Origin of the sequence: Polycladidibacter hongkongensis, assembly GCF_001561995.1 — a bacterium.
GTDB lineage: Bacteria > Pseudomonadota > Alphaproteobacteria > Rhizobiales > Stappiaceae > Pseudovibrio > Pseudovibrio hongkongensis.
Genome location: NZ_LLWC01000008.1, coordinates 176,091 through 196,626, shown reverse-complemented (window position 1 = coordinate 196,626; position 20,536 = coordinate 176,091). Strand labels below are relative to the sequence as shown.

Annotated in this window: 19 protein-coding genes; 13 read left to right on the top strand and 6 right to left on the bottom strand. The window is 50.5% G+C overall.

All coding sequences use genetic code 11. The annotated features are described in order from the left end of the window. The first annotated feature begins 170 nt into the window (after positions 1–170). A complete protein-coding gene (locus AYK82_RS02145; RefSeq protein WP_068310832.1) occupies positions 171–845 on the top strand; it encodes a YggS family pyridoxal phosphate-dependent enzyme in 675 nt (224 codons plus the stop codon). 57 nt (positions 846–902) lie between these two features. On the opposite strand, the gene AYK82_RS02140 is transcribed toward AYK82_RS02145, so the two are convergent. Then, on the bottom strand, positions 903–1,886 hold the full coding sequence (locus AYK82_RS02140) for an alpha/beta hydrolase (RefSeq protein WP_068310830.1): 984 nt from the start codon (positions 1,884–1,886) through the stop codon (positions 903–905). A 395-nt stretch (positions 1,887–2,281) separates the two neighbouring features. On the opposite strand from AYK82_RS02140, the gene ffh reads away from it, so the two are divergent. From ffh to AYK82_RS02090, 10 genes are all read left to right on the top strand, one after another. Beyond that, positions 2,282–3,826 carry a signal recognition particle protein gene (gene ffh / locus AYK82_RS02135; protein WP_068310827.1) on the top strand — a complete coding sequence of 515 codons (1,545 nt, stop codon included), beginning with the start codon at positions 2,282–2,284 and terminating at the stop codon, positions 3,824–3,826. Next, positions 3,827–4,144, top strand: coding sequence for a chorismate mutase (locus AYK82_RS02130; RefSeq protein WP_068310824.1), 318 nt, complete (start codon positions 3,827–3,829; stop codon positions 4,142–4,144). It abuts the gene before it with no gap. A gap of 18 nt (positions 4,145–4,162) precedes the next feature. Beyond that, the gene (gene rpsP / locus AYK82_RS02125; protein WP_068310822.1) at positions 4,163–4,540 is read left to right on the top strand and encodes a 30S ribosomal protein S16; all 378 of its coding nucleotides are present in this window, start codon (positions 4,163–4,165) and stop codon (positions 4,538–4,540) included. A 28-nt stretch (positions 4,541–4,568) separates the two neighbouring features. Further along, positions 4,569–5,117 carry a ribosome maturation factor RimM gene (rimM, locus tag AYK82_RS02120; protein ID WP_068310819.1) on the top strand — a complete coding sequence of 183 codons (549 nt, stop codon included), beginning with the start codon at positions 4,569–4,571 and terminating at the stop codon, positions 5,115–5,117. Between the two features lie 38 nt (positions 5,118–5,155). Continuing rightward, positions 5,156–5,860 carry a tRNA (guanosine(37)-N1)-methyltransferase TrmD gene (gene trmD / locus AYK82_RS02115; RefSeq protein ID WP_068310817.1) on the top strand — a complete coding sequence of 235 codons (705 nt, stop codon included), beginning with the start codon at positions 5,156–5,158 and terminating at the stop codon, positions 5,858–5,860. A 212-nt stretch (positions 5,861–6,072) separates the two neighbouring features. Next, a complete protein-coding gene (gene rplS, locus AYK82_RS02110; RefSeq protein ID WP_068310815.1) occupies positions 6,073–6,528 on the top strand; it encodes a 50S ribosomal protein L19 in 456 nt (151 codons plus the stop codon). Between the two features lie 325 nt (positions 6,529–6,853). Next, on the top strand, positions 6,854–8,257 hold the full coding sequence (gene leuC, locus AYK82_RS02105; protein WP_068310813.1) for a 3-isopropylmalate dehydratase large subunit: 1,404 nt from the start codon (positions 6,854–6,856) through the stop codon (positions 8,255–8,257). 262 nt (positions 8,258–8,519) lie between these two features. Beyond that, positions 8,520–9,077: an HNH endonuclease gene (locus tag AYK82_RS02100; RefSeq protein ID WP_068310811.1), complete on the top strand. Its 558-nt coding sequence runs from the start codon at positions 8,520–8,522 to the stop codon at positions 9,075–9,077. A 255-nt stretch (positions 9,078–9,332) separates the two neighbouring features. Beyond that, entirely contained in the window at positions 9,333–10,703 is a 1,371-nt protein-coding gene (locus AYK82_RS02095) for a TadE/TadG family type IV pilus assembly protein (protein WP_068310809.1), read from the top strand. A gap of 192 nt (positions 10,704–10,895) precedes the next feature. After that, complete coding sequence (locus AYK82_RS02090; RefSeq protein ID WP_068310807.1) at positions 10,896–12,230, top strand: TadE/TadG family type IV pilus assembly protein; 1,335 nt, start codon at positions 10,896–10,898, stop codon at positions 12,228–12,230. A gap of 63 nt (positions 12,231–12,293) precedes the next feature. Here the strand turns inward: AYK82_RS02090 and acs are convergent, their stop codons facing one another. The 3 genes from acs to AYK82_RS02075 all read right to left on the bottom strand — a co-directional run bounded on the left by acs (position 12,294) and on the right by AYK82_RS02075 (position 15,528). After that, complete coding sequence (gene acs, locus AYK82_RS02085; RefSeq protein ID WP_068310805.1) at positions 12,294–14,240, bottom strand: acetate--CoA ligase; 1,947 nt, start codon at positions 14,238–14,240, stop codon at positions 12,294–12,296. A 188-nt stretch (positions 14,241–14,428) separates the two neighbouring features. Beyond that, positions 14,429–14,839, bottom strand: a complete 411-nt coding sequence (locus AYK82_RS02080) for a DUF1761 domain-containing protein (RefSeq protein ID WP_068310803.1) — start codon at positions 14,837–14,839, stop codon at positions 14,429–14,431. Between the two features lie 77 nt (positions 14,840–14,916). Beyond that, positions 14,917–15,528 (bottom strand): glutathione S-transferase family protein, encoded by a 612-nt coding sequence (locus tag AYK82_RS02075; RefSeq protein ID WP_068310801.1) that lies wholly within the window; start codon positions 15,526–15,528, stop codon positions 14,917–14,919. Positions 15,529–15,804: 276 nt separating this feature from the next. On the opposite strand from AYK82_RS02075, the gene AYK82_RS02070 reads away from it, so the two are divergent. Next, a complete protein-coding gene (locus AYK82_RS02070; RefSeq protein ID WP_068310799.1) occupies positions 15,805–17,202 on the top strand; it encodes a D-alanyl-D-alanine carboxypeptidase family protein in 1,398 nt (465 codons plus the stop codon). A gap of 43 nt (positions 17,203–17,245) precedes the next feature. Beyond that, the gene (locus AYK82_RS02065; RefSeq protein ID WP_068310798.1) at positions 17,246–18,502 is read left to right on the top strand and encodes a CobW family GTP-binding protein; all 1,257 of its coding nucleotides are present in this window, start codon (positions 17,246–17,248) and stop codon (positions 18,500–18,502) included. A gap of 70 nt (positions 18,503–18,572) precedes the next feature. On the opposite strand, the gene AYK82_RS02060 is transcribed toward AYK82_RS02065, so the two are convergent. Both AYK82_RS02060 and AYK82_RS02055 read right to left on the bottom strand, forming a co-directional pair. Next, positions 18,573–19,454: a 3-hydroxybutyryl-CoA dehydrogenase gene (locus tag AYK82_RS02060; RefSeq protein ID WP_068310796.1), complete on the bottom strand. Its 882-nt coding sequence runs from the start codon at positions 19,452–19,454 to the stop codon at positions 18,573–18,575. Positions 19,455–19,604: 150 nt separating this feature from the next. After that, entirely contained in the window at positions 19,605–20,534 is a 930-nt protein-coding gene (locus tag AYK82_RS02055; protein ID WP_068310794.1) for an electron transfer flavoprotein subunit alpha/FixB family protein, read from the bottom strand. Positions 20,535–20,536: the final 2 nt, after the last annotated feature.

Here is a 20,536-nt window from a genome sequence, read left to right as displayed (position 1 = left end):
ACTTGGTCAAGGCAGGAAGCACGTAAAACGCCGTTCTGTGCTTGAAAAAACCGTCATTGCCATTGAGAAAACGCAGGAGGGCGGTTGTGTCTATGGAAAATAGGCTTGCAATTGGGTTTGTCCCGCGCCAGTGATGGGCAAACAGGCAGGATAAGTCCAAGGAGTTTTTCATGGCAGACAGCGCACAAAGCCGGTTGGAGCAAGTGAACGGCGCTATTGCTTTGGCAGAGAAAGAAGCAGGGCGGATGAAAGGCGCTGCGCAGCTTATTGCCGTATCTAAGACATTTGCAGCAGAAGATATTCGCCCGGTTTTGCTGGCAGGGCAGCGTGTCTTTGGTGAAAATAAAGTGCAAGAGGCGATGAAAAAGTGGGATGAGCTTCGCGCGGAGTTTTCCGGTGTTGAGCTGCATCTTATCGGGCCATTGCAATCTAACAAGGCGAAGGAAGCTGTTGCGACTTTTGATGTGATCCATAGTGTGGATCGAGAGAAAATCGCTCGGGCTTTGAAAACAGAGATGGATAAACAGAGCAAGTCACCAAAGCTGTTTATTCAGGTGAACACTGGCGAAGAAGAGCAGAAGGCGGGAATTGCTCCCAAGGAAACGGCGGCGTTTATCTCTTTTTGTCGGGATGAACTGGGCTTGGATATCGCTGGCTTGATGTGTATCCCGCCAGTTGATGAAGCGCCGGGTATGCACTTTGCGCTGCTGGAAAAAATCGCTCGTGAGAATGATTTGCCGCTGCTTTCTATGGGGATGTCGGCAGATTATCCGATTGCTATTCAGCATGGAGCAACGCATGTGCGCGTTGGCTCTGCAATTTTTGGAGCGCGGGATTACGCTTAGGCTTCTAGTAGACTTATGAATACTGGTGAAGGGCGGGAAACCGCCCCTTTTTTTTGACTACTCGATGCCGATTGTGGAGAGCCAATCGAGTGTTTGCGCCGCTATGGGCTTCGTTGCTTTTGGTGCCGTTAGCTTTCCAACATTAAGGTGGCTGTTCTTATGCTCGCTATTGGTGATCAGAATGCGCTGCTTTGATCCACCCCAAGCGTTATAGACTTGGTCGGTTGCGTCGGCATCAACGGTTTTATCTGCTTTTGAATAGATGAACAGTGCCGGGATTTTTGCGTCCTGTACTGGGAGATCTCGAGAGTATGCCACAAGCTCGGCCATTGGGAAGGTTGAGCGCAGTGGATAGGTGATCGTCCATGCATGTTCTTCTTCCTTACTAGGGTTTTCTGAGGAAGATCGGTTTTCTCCCAATATGATAGGCAGAGCGGAACGTATGAGCGGCTTACTAAGTAGGGAAGCACCGGCTGCATTGATTGCATAGTTAGGGCTGAGCAGGATTAATGCTTTGATGTTGTTGGTGGGAATTTGCTGTTGGAGCGCAAGCCATGAAGCAAGTGTGCCGCCAGTAGATGAGGCAATAATAATTGTTTCGTTTCCGATATGATTAGCTATTTTTATAGATTCTAGCGTATCATTCATCCAATCCTCCGCGCTGGCAGTTGCCATAGCTGCGCCTGTGCGGCCATGACCTTTAAAGCGCGTGTAAAAGAGGTTTGCACCGAGTTGTTTGGCAATGATATCGGGAAAGGGGCGCGCTTCTTCTTTGCTGGCTGAAAAACCGTGCAGATAAACAACAGCATATCGTGTTTTGTCTTTTTGCGTTGGATCGGCCCAAATGATTTGCTTTTGCAGGCCTTGACGGATGGCAGGAACCGCTGCTTCGCGCGCGTTTAAGTAAGCGTCGGCATCCTCGCCGATCTGTATTTCCGGCATTTGAGTGGGCGGGATGGGGGCGCTGTCTGGCTCAAACAGAAATAGAGCGGCACCGGCCAGCACGAATGCAATGAAAACTCCGACAAAAGCTTTTAGCATTAATAACGACCCTATTTGAATATGCATGGCTTAAAGAGCAACAAAAGGGAGCTTAGCGATGTTGGAGCGGATAGGCACTCGTGTTTTTTGGAGCAGACAAAGCCGCGAGTTTTTATTGACTTTTCCCCGAAAAGCTTATAGGAGCCACATGTTAATTCCAAATCATGGATGTCCATGAGCCACTGACTGGGCCCCGAGAAGGTATAAAGAGAGCCTAGAAGTCAACACCCGACAGCGCGTTGCGCCCTCGGGTGCTTTTTTGCTATGAGCTGTTACTGACAGATCTAGCAAATTGACCGGCGGCTCTTATGTCATGCATGAGGGGGAGTTTTCGGCGGGGTGCTGGATCCTTTTTCCTGCATGTTTCGTCACTCAAGCCACTTTAAAGGAACGCCATGTTCGATAATTTGTCAGATCGCCTCGGCGGCATTCTCGATAAGCTCACCAAACGCGGTGCGTTGACAGAAGCCGATGTCAACGAAGCGCTGCGCGAGGTTCGCCGTGCGCTGATCGAGGCAGATGTGGCGTTGCCAATTGTGCGCTCCTTTACAGATAAGGTGCGTAACCGCGCTGTTGGTGCTGAAGTAGTCAAGTCTATCCAGCCGGGTCAGATGGTCGTTAAAATCGTCCATGACCAACTGGTGGAGATGCTGGGCGAAGAAAGCCAAAGCCTTGATTTAAATGCCCCGGCGCCGGTTTGTGTGATGATGGTGGGTTTGCAGGGCGCTGGTAAAACCACCGCGACTGGCAAGATCGCTCTGCGGATGAGCAAGCGTGATAAGCGCAAGGTGCTGATGGCCTCGCTTGATACCCGCCGTCCGGCTGCTCAGGAGCAGCTAAAGGTGCTGGGCGAGCAAAACAGCGTTGATACTTTGCCGATTATTGCCGGGCAGGCGCCTGTCGAGATTGCCAAGCGCGCCATGCAGGCGGCAAAGCTAGGCGGTTATGACGTGGTGATGCTCGATACAGCTGGCCGCACACATATCGACGAGCCGCTGATGCAGGAGATGGTGGAGATCAAAGCTGCCGCCAATCCGCACGAGATTTTGCTGGTTGCTGATGCGCTCACTGGTCAAGATGCTGTCAATCTTGCTCGTAACTTTGACGAGAGCGTTGGCATCACCGGTATTATGCTGACCCGAATGGATGGTGATGGGCGCGGTGGTGCAGCTCTTTCCATGCGTGCGGTTACCGGAAAGCCGATCAAGCTGATTGGTACGGGCGAAAAAGCCGAGGAGCTGGAAGAGTTTCACCCAAAACGGATTGCTGACCGTATCTTGGGTATGGGCGATATTGTATCGCTGGTAGAAAAAGCTGCTGAGGCGATTGATGCGGAAAAAGCCGCAGAGATGGCCCGCAAGATGCAAAAAGGGCATTTTGATCTTAACGATCTTGCCGATCAGCTGAAGCAAATGGAAAAAATGGGTGGTATGTCTGGTTTGATGGGCATGCTACCGGGTGTTGGCAAGATGAAGAAGCAGCTGGATGCTGCCAATCTTGACGACAACATGATTAAGCGTCAGGTCGCGATTATTCAATCCATGACCAAACAAGAGCGCGCAAAGCCCGAGCTTTTGAAAGCCAGCCGTAAAAAGCGTATTGCAGCCGGCTCTGGCATGCTGGTTGCTGATGTAAATAAGCTGCTAAAAATGCACCGGCAAATGGCTGACATGATGAAAGCCATGAGCAAGGGCAAAGGTAAGGGCATGCTTGGCAAAATGATGGGTGCCATGGGCGGCGGAATGCCCGGGATGCCCGGAGGTGGTATGCCGAATATCGATCCAAAAGCCTTGGAGCAGATGGCGAAGAGTGGCCAGTTGCCCGGCGGGATGGAATTGCCAAAAGATTTCTCCGGTTTGCCGGGCGGCCTTGGTGCGCCGAAGTTGCCGGGGCTTGGCGGTGGTGCCGGTTTGCCCGGCTTAGGCAAAGGGAAGAAGTAATTGAGCGAGAACGACAAGACAGCAAAAGCCCAAGAGGTTTTGGGTGGATTGCGCGGTAGTATCGACAATATCGATGCGGCACTGGTGCATATGCTTGCCGAGCGGTTTCGCTGCACGCAGGCGGTTGGGGAGCTAAAGGCGACCTACGGCTTGCCCCCGGCTGATCCAAACCGGGAAAAAATTCAGATCGAACGTCTGCGCCGCTTGGCAACTGACGCCAACCTCGATCCTGATTTTGCCGAGAAGTTTCTGAACTTTATCGTGAAGGAAGTTATTCGGCATCATGAAGCTATCGCTGCCAATCGCAGCGCAGACTAGACATTCTAGGAGTACAACATGTCTGTAAAAATCCGTCTCGCCCGTGGTGGCGCGAAAAAACGTCCTTTCTACCGCATCGTAATCGCTGATGTGCGCTCTCCACGTGATGGCCGCTTCATCGAAGTTGTTGGCCGTTACAACCCAATGCTGCCAAAAGATGCTGAAAATCGCGTTGAACTGGTTGAAGAGCGCGTTCAGTACTGGCTGTCCAAAGGTGCAAAGCCTACCGACCGTGTACACCGTTTCCTCGATGCTGCTGGCATCTTGAAGCGCGAGCCACGCAACAACCCGAACAAAGCAAAGCTTGGCAAGAAAGCTCAAGAGCGTCTTGACGAGAAACTTGCTGCTGAAGCAGAAGCAAAAGCTGCTGCAGAAGCTGAAGCTGCTTCCGAATAAGCCAATCTAACGGGTCAGGGGCCGTATCATGACTTCATCGTCTGATGAGAAAATTCTTCTGGCCCAGGTTGGTGCCGCTCACGGCATTAAAGGGGAAGTGCGGGTCAAGCCTTTTGGCGATGACCCGCTTTCCTTCGCGGACTATGGAAAGCTGGAAACGCTGGACGGTAGCCGCAAATTTAAGGTCAAGCGCGCACGGGTGCAAAAAACCGTGGTGGTGACTAAATTTGAAGGCGTGAATACACGCAACGAAGCTGAGGCCTTGAACGGGGTTAAGCTTTATATTCCTCGGGAGCGGTTGCCGCAAATTGAGGAAGCTGACGAATTCTATCATTATGATCTGCTTGGGTTAAAGGCTGTTGATGCGCAGGGCGAGGTGCTGGGCACTGTTGTTGCGCTGCCAAACTTTGGCGCCGGAGATTTGATTGAGATAGCGCCCAAAAGCGGTGCTGCATTGCTGCTGCCATTTACCAAGGAAGTTGTTCCTGAGATAGATCTTGAAGCCGGGCAGGTTACTGTTATCCTGCCACTTGGTTTTCTTGAGGATGGCGAGCGCGAACCAGACGCCGATATCTAGGCGCCCCTTAGCATTTTATTGACATAAAAGGTGATGCCATGAGCTTTCACGCCAGCATTCTCAGCTTATATCCTGAGATGTTTCCCGGTATATTGGGGCAATCGCTCAGTGGCCGTGCGCTAGAGCGTGGGGACTGGGTGTTGGATGCGCATAACCCACGCGATTATGCGGCGGATAAGCATCGCTCAGTTGATGATACGCCCTCTGGCGGCGGGGCCGGAATGGTGCTGCGTGCTGATATTCTGGCCAAAGCAATTGATGATGTTGCTGATACTCATGATCCACGTCCCAAACTGCTTATGAGCCCAAGAGGGCGGCCCCTAACACAGGCCTATGTGCGTGATTTGGCGGCGGGACCGGGGGCAATCATCGTGTGTGGGCGCTTTGAGGGCGTCGATGAGCGGGTGATTGAAGCCCGGGGGCTACAGGAAGTTTCTATCGGGGATTACATCCTCTCAGGTGGTGAGGTTGCGGCAACTGTGTTGCTGGATAGTGTTGTGCGTTTGTTGCCCGGAGTGATGGGAAACAAAGAGAGCGGTGAGACCGAGAGCTTCGAAACAGGGCTGCTTGAGCACCCACATTACACTCGGCCTGCCGAGTTTGAGGGCCGGACAATCCCCGAAGTTCTTACCAGCGGCAATCACCGTTTGATTGATGAATGGCGGCATGAGCAAGCGGAAAAGCTGACGCAAGAGCGGCGGCCGGATCTTTGGCAGAATTACTGCAAAAAAGCGCAGAAATAGGCGTTTTTGGCGAGAATCTTGATGACAAGGCGAGGAAACTAGGCTAAGAACCCGCCAACCGGAGATGAGTGTTTGGCCACTGCAAGCTTGTTTGCGTGGTTTATAAAGCCTGTCTCTACTTCCCGGCATATTGCCAAGTTTGGTGTATTCGTCCTTCTCAGCGCGACTGGGGCGGGACGCTCTGACCAGAAATTATGAATGGAAGAACTGCCATGAATATCATTGAGCAGCTTAACGCCGAAGAAATGGCGCGTATCGAAGAGAAGCGTAAGCTTCCTGAGTTTTCTCCTGGTGATACTGTTCGCGTTCTTGTACGCGTGACCGAAGGTACCCGTACTCGTGTGCAGGCCTATGAAGGCGTTTGCATTGCGCGTTCCGGCGGCGGTATCAACGAAAACTTCACAGTTCGTAAGATCTCTTACGGTGAAGGCGTTGAGCGTGTATTTCCAGTATTCAGCCCAATGGTTGAGGGTGTAGAAGTTGTTCGTCGCGGTAAAGTCCGTCGTGCGAAACTCTACTACCTGCGTGATCGTCGCGGTAAATCCGCACGTATCGTTGAAGCAACCAACGTTCGTGCCAAGCGTCTCAACGAGATCGACCGCGCAAACGCTGCTGCTGCTCGCGCTGCTAAAGCTGCCGAGAAAAAAGCAGAAGCTTCTGCTGAGTAATTCCGAAGGTCTGATTAGGCCTTTGAAAGAAACCCCGCCGGAAATCGGCGGGGTTTTTTGTTTTTTGCGCTTGGCGGTGATGATGTCATGTCGCGTTGAGAGAAACTCAACCGATACCTGCTTGAGATTTTTCTGGAACTGCGTCACTTATTTAAGCAATGGGTGGCAAGCGCGAATGCTTTGCGGATAGTGCCGCCAACAACTTTGATTGGCGGAAGACCGCCCGATAACAATTTTGACCATCTGCTGCTGTTTTTGGCACGCTGCACAGGTTGCGCGGGGCTGAAACTGTTGAACTAGATGGTCGCTCCAGGAGACAAGCGCCATGTCGCAGGCCAAAACACTCTATGACAAGATCTGGGATGCGCACGTTGTTGCCACTCAAGAAGACGGCACCAATTTGCTCTACATTGATCGTCACCTTGTACACGAAGTGACCAGCCCACAGGCTTTTGAGGGACTGCGCATGGCTGGCCGTCAGGTGCGTCATCCTGAACGGACCTTGGCTGTTGTTGATCACAATGTACCTACCACAGACCGCACAAAGGGTATTGATGATCCAGAGAGCGCTTTGCAGGTGCAGACACTGGCAAACAATGCTGCTGAGTTCGGCGTCGAGTACTATTCCGAGCTGGATGACCGTCAGGGCGTTGTGCACATCGTAGGCCCGGAACAGGGCTTTACCCTGCCAGGCATGACAATTGTTTGTGGTGATAGCCACACCTCGACCCATGGTGCGTTTGGCTCTCTTGCCCATGGTATTGGTACATCCGAAGTGGAGCACGTGCTGGCAACCCAGACGCTGATCCAGCGCAAAGCCAAGAACATGCGTGTCACAGTGAATGGGCAATTGCCTGCTGGTGTGACGGCAAAGGACATTGTTCTGGCAATTATCGGTGAAATCGGTACTGCTGGTGGAACAGGTTATGTGATTGAGTATGCCGGTGAAGCTATTCGCTCGCTCTCCATGGAAGGCCGTATGACCGTGTGTAACATGTCCATTGAAGGCGGGGCGCGCGCGGGCTTGATTGCACCGGATGAGAAGACTTTTGAATACCTCAAGGATCGCCCAAAATCTCCAAGCGGAGAAAACTGGGAAGCAGCTGTTGCCTATTGGAAAACCCTGTTTACAGATGAAGATGCACAGTTTGACAAGGAAATCGTTCTGGATGCAGCGGCATTACCACCGATTGTAACCTGGGGCTCTTCTCCAGAGGATGTCGTTTCTGTTAACGGTGTTGTTCCAAATCCGGAGGAGATTGAAGAGGAAACACGCCGTGCTTCCAAGCAGCGCGCTTTGGAATACATGGGTCTTGAGGCTGGTACCAAGATCACCGATATCAAAATTGATCGTGTTTTCGTTGGCTCATGCACAAACGGCCGAATTGAAGACCTTCGTGAGGCTGCAAGCGTTGTTAAAGGCAAGCAGGTGGCAGACACAGTTAGCGCTATGATCGTGCCCGGCTCTGGCCTTGTTAAAGCGCAGGCAGAGGCTGAGGGGCTTGATAAGGTGTTTGTTGAGGCAGGTTTTGAATGGCGTGAGCCAGGCTGCTCCATGTGCTTGGCGATGAACGCTGATCGTTTGAAGCCGGGCGAGCGCTGCGCCTCTACTTCCAACCGTAACTTTGAAGGCCGCCAAGGCTTTAAAGGCCGTACGCACCTGGTTTCACCAGCTATGGCAGCAGCGGCAGCAATTGCTGGACATTTTGTAGATGTGCGCGATCTTTAAGAGATAGCTGTTCAGTTCAAGATAATTTGAGGGCATTCTGGAGTTCAGAGTGCCCTTTTTATTTATACACATATTACTATTAGGCAGCAAAATACATCTAATTCATTGTTACTTAATAAGCTTTTTTAAAGCATAGGCTAATTCCGCTAGGGTATATGCTGATGTCAGCTTCACAGTTCTGTCATTTGTTGCCTACAATATCCGCGTGACTGGACACCCCTGTTTCCCGGCATCAGCCGAGAGCGAAACTGAGGATCACGCTGTGAATGTTGCGGTTACTGCGGGGACGCACCCGGCGCTGGTGCTAAACGCGGATTACAGACCTTTATCCTATTATCCCTTGTCGCTTTGGTCGTGGCAGGACGCGGTGAAAGCCGTGTTTTTGGATCGTGTAAGCATTGTTTCTGAATACGATGTCTCTGTGCGCAGCCCAAGTTTTTCTTTTCGCCTGCCTAGCGTTGTTGCGCTAAAAACCTATGTGGAGGCACAACGATATCCCGCCTTTACCCGTTTTAACGTGTTTTTGCGTGATAAATTTGAGTGTCAGTACTGCGGCTCGCCCCATGATCTGACGTTTGATCACTTAATCCCTCGCTCCAAGGGCGGGCTGACGACTTGGGACAACGTGATTACCGCTTGCTCGCCGTGTAATCTTCGTAAGGCAAACAAGTCTTGGCAAGAAATGAATATGAAGCCGCGCCAAATGCCTTTTATGCCGTCGGTGCATAGTTTGCATAACAATGGACGGCTGTTTCCGCCAAACTACCTCCACGAGAGTTGGCTCGATTTCTTGTATTGGGATACCGAGCTAGATCCGTGAGCTGCGAAAAAATGCAATTCACTTTAAGTGATCTCTGCATTAATTTGCAAAAGTGTAGTTATTGGATGCCTTCGTTTACTTTTCGACATAGTCGAGTTTTCTTGTAGAGGGGTTTTGTTCACGATTTATAGGTATACTATATTTACCATATCTGTAATAAATGCAAGGTTGCTTTATAAATAAAATTCTATTTAACATAGAATAAATGATGAATATTATATGGGAGAAACATATATAAAATAGAAGATACTAGCGATGTTGTACGCATTTGTAGGAAGTGAACGCGGGGCTGTTGCACCAATTTTTGCACTCATGGCTGTTGTCCTGATTGTGATTGCTGGTTTTGGAATCGACTTTGCCCGAGCTGTAAACGCAAAGCGCCAGCTTCAATACGCGCTAGACTACGCAACCTTGGTTGTTGTGAAAGATGTACGCAAATACGAATATCATCAACAAAAGGCAGAGGTTGATTTTAGGGAATACTTCAAAACCAGCTTGGCCAGCAAGTTAGAAGAGGGCATCTCTCCTAAACTTGACTATTTTGAATTCAGCAACAATCAGGCGAAGCTCACTGCCCGTACATCTGCCGATGTTCCTACCTATTTTATGCGCTTGCTTAATCTTTTGGACAGATCCAGCAAGCATGACCATCTGACCGTTGCTGTAGACTCCAGAGCAGAAGTTGGGACAGCAAATCTAGAGCTAGCCCTTGTTGTGGATGTGACAAGTTCAATGCGACAAGATATTCCAAGCCTAAAAAGGGCATCAAAGCTGCTCATTGAGCAACTCATTCGAGAAAGCAGATACGCTGAGAAGTTACGGGTTCGTATGTCGATTGTTCCGTATTCTTCCGGTGTGCAGCTAGACTACAAAAAGTCTGCGGCTATTCTTGGTGAAAAAAAGCCAAAGGACGGCAAAATCTGTGTCATCGAGCGGCTTGAGGATTTGAGTTCAAGTAGGAGAGGAAAGCATAACAACTTTAACCCTACAGATGAATACACGTATTCGGGGAATGTTATAAATAGGGGAAAAGTAGCCTATTTTAGTCACTTTTTGCACTCTCCGTGCCCTAGGGCGGAGGTTTTGCCGCTTACCAGTAGAAAGGGTGCACTGCTTAGTAAGGCTGATGAACTGGCTAATATAGGAACGACGGCTGGTCATGCAGGTTTAAACTGGGGGTACTTTACGCTTTCGCCAAAATGGGGTGACTTTTGGGCGAGTTATGGTTCAGCTCAAAGTCGACCTTCAGATTATTCAGATCAGAGTGTTCGTAAGGCGATCATCTTCATGACTGATGGGGAGTTTAACTCTTACACATACCAGAAGCGCGGACATGCAAACAATTGGGACTGGGCGATGAAAATAATGTTTAGCGGAAGCAGAAAACTTGCTGAATTTCGCGTGCAGGAGGTATGTGCCGAGATTAGAAAAGACGGAATTGAATTGTTTACACTTGCATTTGACAATAGCGGGCGTGGTGCGTTGAAGGGCAGCAACACCGAGCGAATATTAAAGGAATGCGCAACTGATCCCCAAAACTACATTTATGCCAATAAGTCCAAAGAGCTTGTTTCGGCATTTGAGATGTTTGGTTCGCGACTGACCCATCTACATCTTTCAAAGTAATGTGCGCCGATTCTCGTGCTAAGGATAATAATGTATACGTTGTGGATCTTAGGTAAAAATAAAAATTTAATTAAAATAACTAGGTAAGAGGGATATATAGTCACAGTATCCTAACATACCTCATGTTTATTGTGTTTCTCTAGTGTGACTTGCACAATTATCCTATAATTTTCCGTAGGGTAAAATGTGCTGATGCTGTTTTTCAGGGATGAGCGTGGGGTTGTGGCGCCAATAACCGCGCTAATGATCGTCGTGCTAATTGCTATTGCTGGTGCGAGTATTGATTTTGGCCGTGCGTTTGCTGCGAAGCAGAAAGTAGCGCAAGCGCTGGATGTTGCGGCCTTGCAGGTTATCGGTAACATCCGTTACTACAAGAAAGATCGTACTAAGGCCCTAAAAGATTTTGAGGATGCATTTAACGCTGCCATGACCGGTAAGCTGCCATCAAGTGTTTGGTATAGTATCTCTGATGTGCAGTTTGACTTTGTGGAAAGTACAATTGACGCTCAAGGCAAAGCCAAAGTTCCCACTTACTTTATCCGCGTTCTGAACATGATAAGCGGGGAGGACGACCTTGATACGCTGACCGTGGTTTCTGACACGCGCGCTGAATATGGAACACCGGACCTAGAAATTTCAGTAGTGGTTGATTTGACCGGATCGATGAATAGTCATGTGAAAAGTCTTCAGAACGGTGTAGAGCAGCTTATTGCTCAAGTTTTACCCAGCGATATTCCTAGAGACAAGCTGCGTGCTAAGGTGGCAATTATACCCTACAGCGCAGGGGTGCGATTGCCCGTAAACAAAGAGACAAGGAAAGTCCTTGATCCTGATTTTAACATGCGTAGCTATACGAGTGTTTGTGCATTGGAGCGACGCTCAAGTCTCAAGGCGAGCAAGGCCGAGAAAAAATGGAACTTTAATCCAAAAGACAACTATTTTTACGGTGGAGCGGATCCTGGTAAAAAGAAAAGCTATTTCGGGGTTATGAGGAGCGGATGTCCCAGCACTCAAGTGCAGGGGTTAACCCAAGATCGCGCGCAACTTGAAAGACGAATAAAGTCTTTCAAGGCAACAGGTTATACTGCGGGACATACGGGGTTGAATTGGGGTTATCTGGCACTTTCACCTAGCTGGGGCAGCTTTTGGGGAGCCGCTAAACCCAAAAGCTACAGTGACAAAAGTACCCGTAAAATACTGATATTTATGACTGATGGACAATTTGTAACATATTTTTACAAGAACAATAAAACTTGGTTTGGGCGCAATTACTCCGGCGATGCGACGAGCATTTCAAATGCGCGTGGGCTGCGCGTATGCGAGGAAATGAAGAAACGGGATATTGATGTCTATACGCTGTTTTATAAAACAACTAGGAACACAACTAGCGCAAAAGCAGCGGAACAAGTTTTAAAAGACTGTGCAACGGGCCCCAGCTATCATTTCTTTGCAAGAGATAAGAGCGATTTGGTGCAGATGTTTGAAGTGATCGGCGCCAGATTATCGGAGCTATTCTTATCTCGATAAAGCCTGAAAAAAGGGGGCCACAGGCCCCCTTTTTTGTATCAAGTTATGTTTTGCTAGCAAGCTCTAGGCTTCCTGCCTATTTTGCCGGTTATCAATCAGATCACCGACAACGGTTGGATCAGCCAGTGTTGACGTGTCGCCCAGATTTTCAAAGCTATCCTCGGCGATTTTACGCAGAATGCGGCGCATGATTTTGCCCGAACGCGTTTTTGGAAGACCAGGTGCAAACTGGATGAGATCTGGTGAGGCGATTGGTCCGATTTCGGCCCGAACATGTTTGACGAGCTCTTTTTGCAGGGCTTCTGAAGGCTCTTCGCCTTCCATCAAGGTGACATAGGCATAGATGCCTTGGCCCTTGATGTCGTGCGGGTAACCCACCACAGCCGCCTCGGAGACTTTCTCATGCGATACGAGCGCGCTTTCAACTTCTGCTGTGCCCATGCGGTGGCCTGATACGTTGATGACATCATCCACGCGGCCTGTGATCCAGTAGTAGCCATCTTCGTCGCGGCGGCAACCATCGCCAGTGAAGTAGAGGCCCTTATAGGTTGCGAAGTAGGTTTGAACGAAGCGCTCATGATCGCCATAAACAGTGCGCATCTGCCCAGGCCAGCTGTCTTTAATGACAAGGTTACCTTCGGTTGCGCCATCAAGGAAATTGCCTTCTGCATCGACAATAGCAGGCTCGACGCCGAAGAAGGGTCGCGTTGCCGAGCCGGGCTTAAGTGCAGTTGCGCCCGGCAGCGGCGTAATCAAAATACCGCCGGTCTCTGTTTGCCACCAAGTGTCAACGATTGGACAGCGACCTTCGCCAACAACGTTGTGGTACCAACTCCATGCTTCCGGGTTGATTGGCTCACCGACAGAGCCGAGAATACGGAGGGACTTGCGGCTGGTTTTGGTTACAAACTCATCACCTGCGCCCATTAGGGCACGGATTGCAGTTGGGGCTGTGTAGAAGATGCTGACGTTGTGTTTATCGCAAACCTGCCAGAAGCGAGAAGCGTTAGGGTAGGTTGGCACGCCCTCAAACATCAATGTTGTGGCGCCATTGGCAAGCGGGCCATAGAGGATGTAGCTGTGGCCTGTGACCCAACCCACATCTGCAGTACACCAGTAGACCTCGCCGGGTTTATAATCAAAGACGTACTGGTGCGTCATAGAGGCATAAACGAGGTAGCCGCCGGAGGTGTGTAAGACACCTTTTGGGCTGCCGGTTGAGCCTGAGGTATACAGAATGAAGAGCGGGTCTTCTGCGTTTACTTCCTCAACCGGGCAATCTGCCGAAACCTTTGCCGTTTCCTCATGCACCCAAACATCGCGCCCTTCCTGCATTGGGACAACGCCGCCTGTGCGCTTCACAACGAAAACTTTGTCGACACCGCCGCACCGCTCGATCGCTTTATCGGTGTTGTCTTTTAGTGGCACTTTGCGCCCTCCGCGCAGGCCTTCATCAGCTGTGATGACATAGCGGGAGGCACAATCTTCAATGCGTCCTGCAAGGCTGTCTGGAGAAAAACCACCGAACACGACTGAGTGAACTGCTCCGATACGTGCGCAAGCGAGCATCGCGTAGGCGGCCTCTGGGATCATCGGCATGTAGACAGTAACCCGATCACCTTTTGCAACACCATTGGCGCGCAGCATATTAGCAAAGCGGTTTACTTCTTCAGACAGCTCTTTGTAGGTGATGATTTTGTGCTCGCTCGGGTCATCACCTTCCCAAATAATTGCCGGTTGGTCGCCGCGCTCTTGCAAGTGGCGATCAATGCAATTGGCTGAGACATTCAAAGTCCCATCTTCAAACCACTTAATATCGACATTGTGATAATCGTAGGATGTATTTTTAACCTTGGTGTAAGGCTTGATCCAGTCGATGCGCTTGCCATGCTCGCCCCAAAATGCATCGGGATCCTTGATGGATTGGTCGTAGAGCTTTTGGTAGGCGTCGTTGTCTACCAAAGCGTTAGCGGCGATATCTGCTGGTACCGGAAAGACTTCTCCAGTCATCACATTTCCTCCCATGGGCTGCTGGGCAGCCAGTTACTGTTCCCCGCGCGCATTATGATCGCCGGACGTTGCGACGTCCAGTCGCAGTGCGTCGAACTTTCGTCTGCTTCGGCTGGGGAGGGTGTGATTTATGTGCGCCTGGCATTAAAAAGGGGGCTGGGCCCCCTAAAGACATGTGGACTTTTATTTCATGAAAACGTTGAGCTGATCCAGCCATACAGTGCCCCTTGCAGCATCAAGGCAATGAGCCAGTGCCCAGAATCAATCAACATGAGAGACGAGGGCGCATTTTGAAATGTGTAGTTGATTGCCATTGTTGTCAGCACAAAGCCGAGCCAAGCAGTTGCGCCAGTGTAGAGCCCGTTAAGCAAGGTAACTTGGCCAAGCGCTGTCATAAACAGAGCCAACACCACCGCGATCATCAACTGGCATGCAATTAGAAGAACAATTTTAGCTAAGCTCATGCCTGCTTGTTCTTCACTTACATTTGCTGCCGCCATCCACTGCTTGGAAAGTGCGCCATACCAAATCGCCCCAAAAATAAAAGAGGCAAATGCCGCGGTCACAGCGGCAGGGATATAAATGCTAAATACAGTCATTTCATCCTCCAAAAATGATACATAAATATACTTAGTTATACTTTGGTTTTAAATTAATAGTTCTAAGTTGTCGGTCTTCAGGCCTTGCTGGTTTGGCTAAAGAGCTTTGACATGCACTTTGTCGCGGCTGGCCGAGCTAATATGCCAGCTAAGTACTTTTGTACTGCTTTGCTTTTTATCTCGAATTTTGCTTTGCCAGCCCATAGCAAGCAATGACAAACGAGGATATCGGCGATCGTAAATGTGTCTCCCATGAGATAAGGATTTCCCTGAAGGCGCTGTTCCAATCGCTCAATAGCAATATCCCATTCATAGCGACATGCGTTTTTTGCTTCTGGAACGCGGTATTCTTCAGGAAGCACGAAGCTGTGTTTCGCGGCAGTCCATAGCGGGCCTTCCAGCTCTTCTACAATGAACTGAGTGTAGCTGTCTTGCTCAGCGCGGGCGAGTGTTCCGGCCGGAAAAGTGAACTGGCCATGTTTATCAGCTAAGTAAGTGAGAATGGCGACGGAATCCGTGATGATCGCATCTTCGTCTTGGAGAATAGGCACCTTGCCGAAAGGCGAGTATTGCTTTGCTTCATCAGAGCGAGGTTGTGCCAGAATAAACTCAAAATCCTGAGAGAGTTCTTCCATCATCCACAAGACGCGAAGCGCACGGTTCGCATATGTCCCAATGACCTTATACATGAAAAATCCTCCAAAACGTGTTGCTGCTAGTTTATTGGCAATATGAGCGATGGCAAGGCGACGGAGAGCATTCTGATCAAAGGTTGCATGAGATAGCTTGTTTGGCTGCCTAAACCGCCTAGCTTTGCACGTAGCTCCTGATTTCAGGGTATTGATCTGCCGCTTTTGGGCTTATACTCTACGGCGGTAATTGCTTGCGGCAAAGGCGCTATTTTTAGCGATTGACCGATTGAGCTCTATCTGGAAATCGATCAACACAGGCAAAGAGTGAATAACATGGCGAATGTGTTGATGCGCGTTTGGGGCCTCTCTTTTCTGTTGTTTTGTATTGTGCTGCCGTTAAAGGCGATGGCGGACGTTGCTGCATGGATTGCCATCGATGCGAGAAATGGCAAGGTATTACAAGAGCACAATGCGTTTGACCGTTGGTATCCCGCGTCTCTCACAAAGATGATGACTGGCTATATCGCTTTTAGCTATCTCGCGAGTGGTAAGATTGCCCCGCAGGATACTCTTGTTATCTCCAAGGCTGCGCTGGCTATGCCCCCCAGCAAGATGGGTTTTAAAGTTGGCACCCAAGTGACGCTAGACAACGCGCTAGCGATGATCATGGTGAAATCGGCTAATGATATTGCCTTTGCAATGGGGGAGCGTATTGGCGGATCTGCAGGAGAATTCGCAGTATTGATGAATGCCTATGCCAAAGAGCTGGGGATGCGCCACACACACTTTGTCAATCCGCATGGTTTACCTGATAGCGCGCAGGTGACAACAGCTCGTGATATGGCTGTGCTTGCACAAAGATTGTGGAACGACTTTCCGCAGTACCGTGGTTATATGCGCCAGGCTGGCATCAGATTTGGTCGACGGACAATGCCCTCGGGAAACAAGGATTACCTGTTGCGCACCGAAGGGGCGAGCGGGATAAAAACGGGTTATATCTGTGACTCTGGCTACAACGTGGCCGCAGCAGCGACGCGCGGCGATAGGACAATTATTGCGGTTGTGCTCGGCGCCGGATCGACCTTGGAGCGGGCTGCATTTACCAGCAAGCTGATGGATAGCAGTTTTAAAAAAACGTCTGGTCCGAACCTCAGACAGTTTGCGGAAAAGGGCCGAAAGGCACCGCCTGAAAAGGGCTATTGCAAGCGCAATAGCAAGTCCAATGCGCAGCAGCTGGTCAACCGCTTTGGTAGTAAGCGGCAGAATGCCAGCATGTTGGCCTACTCTAAGAGCCGGAGCCCTGCAGCGGACGGGGTAAACATATATTATACAAAGGAAGGCTCCAAAAAAATTAAAACAAACTGGGGCAAGGTTTATGAAGAAATTTTAGGACCTAAGCTGCGCAGTTATGAGCCGCTTGTTGTACGTGCAGGAGCGGGGCGTTCTGTGGGGCAAATTCGGGATTTTCTTGGTCTGGATGGGCGCGTCCCCACGCCTCACAGAAAACCCAGTGGTGTTGTTGAGCGGGCAAGCGTGGTTGATCGGCATCAGCGGAAAGATCCGTTTGCACTTGCGGCAAATCAGAATAACCCAAGCGGTTTGCGCCCGTTAGCAGGGAACGGCTCAGGTAGTTTGATGCCATTAGGGCGTGCGCAAGCGGGGCACACAAGAAACAATAGCGGAAAACAGTTGTTTGGTGCGCCGGGTGGCCTCTTTGCCTCGCCAGAGTGATGAGTTAGGATGCGCGCTCTTGTAATTGCTTAGCGACGCCACGATGACTTCAGAAAACAAAAGCACACCGCCACCGCCAATTCCGCTCAATGTCATCACAGGGTTTTTAGGGGCTGGCAAAACCACGCTGCTTAATCGGCTTTTGAAAGAGCCAGAGATGGCGGATACGGCTGTTATCATCAATGAGTTTGGCGAGATTGGCTTGGATCACCTGCTTGTTGACGAGATTGAAGATGGCATCATCGAGTTGTCCTCTGGTTGTCTGTGTTGCACCATTCGCGGTGATCTGGTTTCAACGCTGGAGAATTTGTTGCGGCGGCTGGACAATAATCGCCTTGATAAATTGCAGCGGGTGGTGATCGAGACGACCGGTCTTGCAGATCCTGCCCCTGTGCTGCACTCGGTAATGCTGCATCCTTATCTGGTGCTTCGTTATCGGTTGGATGGCGTGATCACTCTGGTGGATGCGGTGAATGGCCTTGATACAATTCGCCACTACGAAGAGGCCGTGAAGCAGGTTGCTGTGGCAGATCGGATCTTGCTAACGAAAACAGATCTGGTGGACGGTGATGAGCATGCCGAGGGCCAAGCGGCGCTTTTGCAAGAGCTGAAAAGACTGAACCCGGGGGCTGAAGTCTTTGACAATTGGCGGGTTAAGCCACTGTCCGAAGCGCTGGTTCATTGTGGACTTTACAACCCGAAAACCAAAATTCCTGATGTGGCGCGATGGCTGAAGGAAGAAGAGTTTCACGGGGATCATAGCCACCATCATCACGACCATTCGCATGGGCATTCCCATAACCATCATGGTGCTGAAAGCGAAAAAGCGCATACGCATCACGCAAGCAGCCATGGTGCGCATACACATGGGCACCATCACCATGATCATGCCCACGATGTAAACCGGCATAGTGCAGATATTCGGGCGTTTACGCTGACCCATGATAAGCCTATCGGGGCGGGGGTGCTTGAGATGTTTATTGATCTTCTGCGTTCAGGGCATGGGCCGAAACTTTTACGGGTGAAGGGTATTATTAATGTGGCTGAACATCCTGATGAGCCACTTGTTATTCATGGCGTGCAACATGTCTTCCATCCACCTGCGAAGCTGGCAGAATGGCCAGATGACGACCGCAGATCAAAGCTGGTTTTCATTGTGAAGGATTTGCCAGAGGGATTTGTGCGGCGCATGTTTGGAGCGTTTACAGGCGGGATAGCGCCAGACACGCCAGATAAAGATGCGCTTGCAGTTAATCCGCTATCTGTTCCCGGATTTGGGGGCGGTTTCAAGCCAAGATAGGCTTGAAACTTTGAGCTAAAAAGTATAAGCCCGCGGCGATTTCGCTGCGGGCTTTTGCCGTCTATTTATCTTACCGAGTTGGCACGGGAGTATCGCCGCGATAATCGTAGAAGCCGCGGCCACTCTTCCGGCCAAGCCAGCCGGCCTCAACGTATTTCACCAGCAATGGGCAGGGGCGGTATTTGGTATCGGCCAAGCCTTCGTAGAGCACTTGCATAATGGACAGGCATGTATCAAGGCCAATGAAGTCAGCAAGTTGCAGCGGGCCCATTGGGTGATTTGCTCCAAGGCGCATGGCTGTATCGATGGACTCAACAGAGCCAACCCCTTCATAGAGGGTGTAAATGGCTTCGTTGATCATTGGCAGGAGAATACGGTTCACCATAAACGCCGGGAAATCTTCCGAAACCGCGTTGGTTTTGCCCAGCTTGTCCGTGAACTGCTTGCATGAGGTGAAGGTATCGTCGTCCGTCGCAATACCACGGACCAACTCAACCAGCTCCATCACGGGTACAGGGTTCATGAAGTGAACCCCAATGAACTTTTCTGGGCGGTCTGTGGCCGCAGCAAGGCGAGTGATAGAAATGGATGAGGTGTTGGTCCCCAGAATTGCCTCTGGTTTCATCACCGGACAAACGGCATTATAAACCTTGCGTTTAATCTGCTCGTTTTCACTGACCGCCTCAATAACAAGATCGGCATCAGCTAGGGCCTGCAGATCCTCTGTCATGGTGATGAGATTAATTGCTGCATCACGTTCTGAGGCGTTTATCGTTCCTTTGGCGACTTGGCGGGCCATGTTGCCCTTGATTGCCTCTATGCCGTTTTCAAGGGCCTCAGCCGAGATGTCCTGCACAACGACATCAAGACCTGCCAAAGCGCAAACATGGGCAATGCCATTGCCCATCTGTCCCGCGCCGATTACGCCTACTTTTTTAATTTCTATTGCCATTTTTGAACCCGGGTTGTTTGGCTCGGCTTTGTTAGGGCCTGTCGCCCCGCTCTAAATCTCATAGCGCCCAAGATTGCAAGAGAATAAGAAAACAGCAAGGCCTCGAGCATTTTTTTCGCTCGAGGCCTCTAACTGAATTATTTTAGACGCTTAGATCTGGTTTTGGAGTTCCGGCAAGACATCAAAGAGATCTGCCACAAGCCCATAATCCGCCACTTGGAAAATAGGGGCCTCTTCATCCTTGTTGATTGCAACAATGATTTTGGAATCCTTCATGCCTGCAAGGTGTTGGATAGCACCGGAGATCCCGCAGGCGATGTAAAGCTCTGGGGCGACGACTTTGCCTGTCTGGCCAACCTGCCAATCGTTTGGTGCGTAACCGGCATCAACAGCGGCGCGGGAGGCGCCAATTGCCGCACCTAGCTTGTCAGCCACCGGAGTGATGACTTCTTCAAATTTTTCTTGGGAGCCAAGGGCGCGGCCACCGGAAATGATGATGCGCGCTGAGGAGAGCTCAGGGCGATCCGATGCGGCAATTTCCTCACCAACGAAGGCTGAAAGCGCAACACCTGTGGCGGCATCAATGCTCTCGACCGCGGCAGAACCACTATTTTCTGCGGCTGCGAAGGTAGAGGTGCGAATAGTAAGAACTTTTTTCGCGTCTGTGGCCTGTACAGTTTGTATTGCGTTGCCGGCATATATCGGGCGCTCGAAGGTGTCAGATGAGATCACTTTAATGACCTCCGAGACCTGCATCACGTCCAGCTTTGCGGCCACGCGCGGCAGGATGTTTTTGCCGTTGGTTGTGGCTGGGGCAACAATGGCGTCGTAATTATCGGAGAGCTTGAGAATAAGCGCTGCGGCTGGCTCGGCGAGGGAGTGCTCCAGAGCTTCATCCTCGGCAAGTAGAACCTTTTGGACGCCTGCAAGTGTGGCTGCCTGATCTGCAACAGCAGCGACGCCTTTGCCAATAACCAAAATATCCACAGGAGCGCCAAGCTCGCTTGCTGCTGTTAGCGCTTTTGCGGTTGCTTCGTTTAGCTGGCCACCTGCGTGTTCTGCCAAAAGAAGTGTTGTCATGG

Excerpts from the sequence above, each read along its gene's own strand:
- AYK82_RS02145 (WP_068310832.1), top strand. The coding sequence starts at position 171 with ATGGCAGACAGCGCACAAAGCCGGTTGGAGCAAGTGAACGGCGCTATT.
- AYK82_RS02140 (WP_068310830.1), bottom strand. The coding sequence starts at position 1,886 with ATGCTAAAAGCTTTTGTCGGAGTTTTCATTGCATTCGTGCTGGCCGGT.
- ffh (WP_068310827.1), top strand. The coding sequence starts at position 2,282 with ATGTTCGATAATTTGTCAGATCGCCTCGGCGGCATTCTCGATAAGCTC.
- rpsP (WP_068310822.1), top strand. The coding sequence starts at position 4,163 with ATGTCTGTAAAAATCCGTCTCGCCCGTGGTGGCGCGAAAAAACGTCCT.
- rimM (WP_068310819.1), top strand. The coding sequence starts at position 4,569 with ATGACTTCATCGTCTGATGAGAAAATTCTTCTGGCCCAGGTTGGTGCC.
- trmD (WP_068310817.1), top strand. The coding sequence starts at position 5,156 with ATGAGCTTTCACGCCAGCATTCTCAGCTTATATCCTGAGATGTTTCCC.
- rplS (WP_068310815.1), top strand. The coding sequence starts at position 6,073 with ATGAATATCATTGAGCAGCTTAACGCCGAAGAAATGGCGCGTATCGAA.
- leuC (WP_068310813.1), top strand. The coding sequence starts at position 6,854 with ATGTCGCAGGCCAAAACACTCTATGACAAGATCTGGGATGCGCACGTT.
- AYK82_RS02095 (WP_068310809.1), top strand. The coding sequence starts at position 9,333 with ATGTTGTACGCATTTGTAGGAAGTGAACGCGGGGCTGTTGCACCAATT.
- AYK82_RS02090 (WP_068310807.1), top strand. The coding sequence starts at position 10,896 with ATGCTGTTTTTCAGGGATGAGCGTGGGGTTGTGGCGCCAATAACCGCG.
- acs (WP_068310805.1), bottom strand. The coding sequence starts at position 14,240 with ATGACTGGAGAAGTCTTTCCGGTACCAGCAGATATCGCCGCTAACGCT.
- AYK82_RS02080 (WP_068310803.1), bottom strand. The coding sequence starts at position 14,839 with ATGACTGTATTTAGCATTTATATCCCTGCCGCTGTGACCGCGGCATTT.
- AYK82_RS02075 (WP_068310801.1), bottom strand. The coding sequence starts at position 15,528 with ATGTATAAGGTCATTGGGACATATGCGAACCGTGCGCTTCGCGTCTTG.
- AYK82_RS02070 (WP_068310799.1), top strand. The coding sequence starts at position 15,805 with ATGGCGAATGTGTTGATGCGCGTTTGGGGCCTCTCTTTTCTGTTGTTT.
- AYK82_RS02065 (WP_068310798.1), top strand. The coding sequence starts at position 17,246 with ATGACTTCAGAAAACAAAAGCACACCGCCACCGCCAATTCCGCTCAAT.
- AYK82_RS02060 (WP_068310796.1), bottom strand. The coding sequence starts at position 19,454 with ATGGCAATAGAAATTAAAAAAGTAGGCGTAATCGGCGCGGGACAGATG.
- AYK82_RS02055 (WP_068310794.1), bottom strand. The coding sequence starts at position 20,534 with ATGACAACACTTCTTTTGGCAGAACACGCAGGTGGCCAGCTAAACGAA.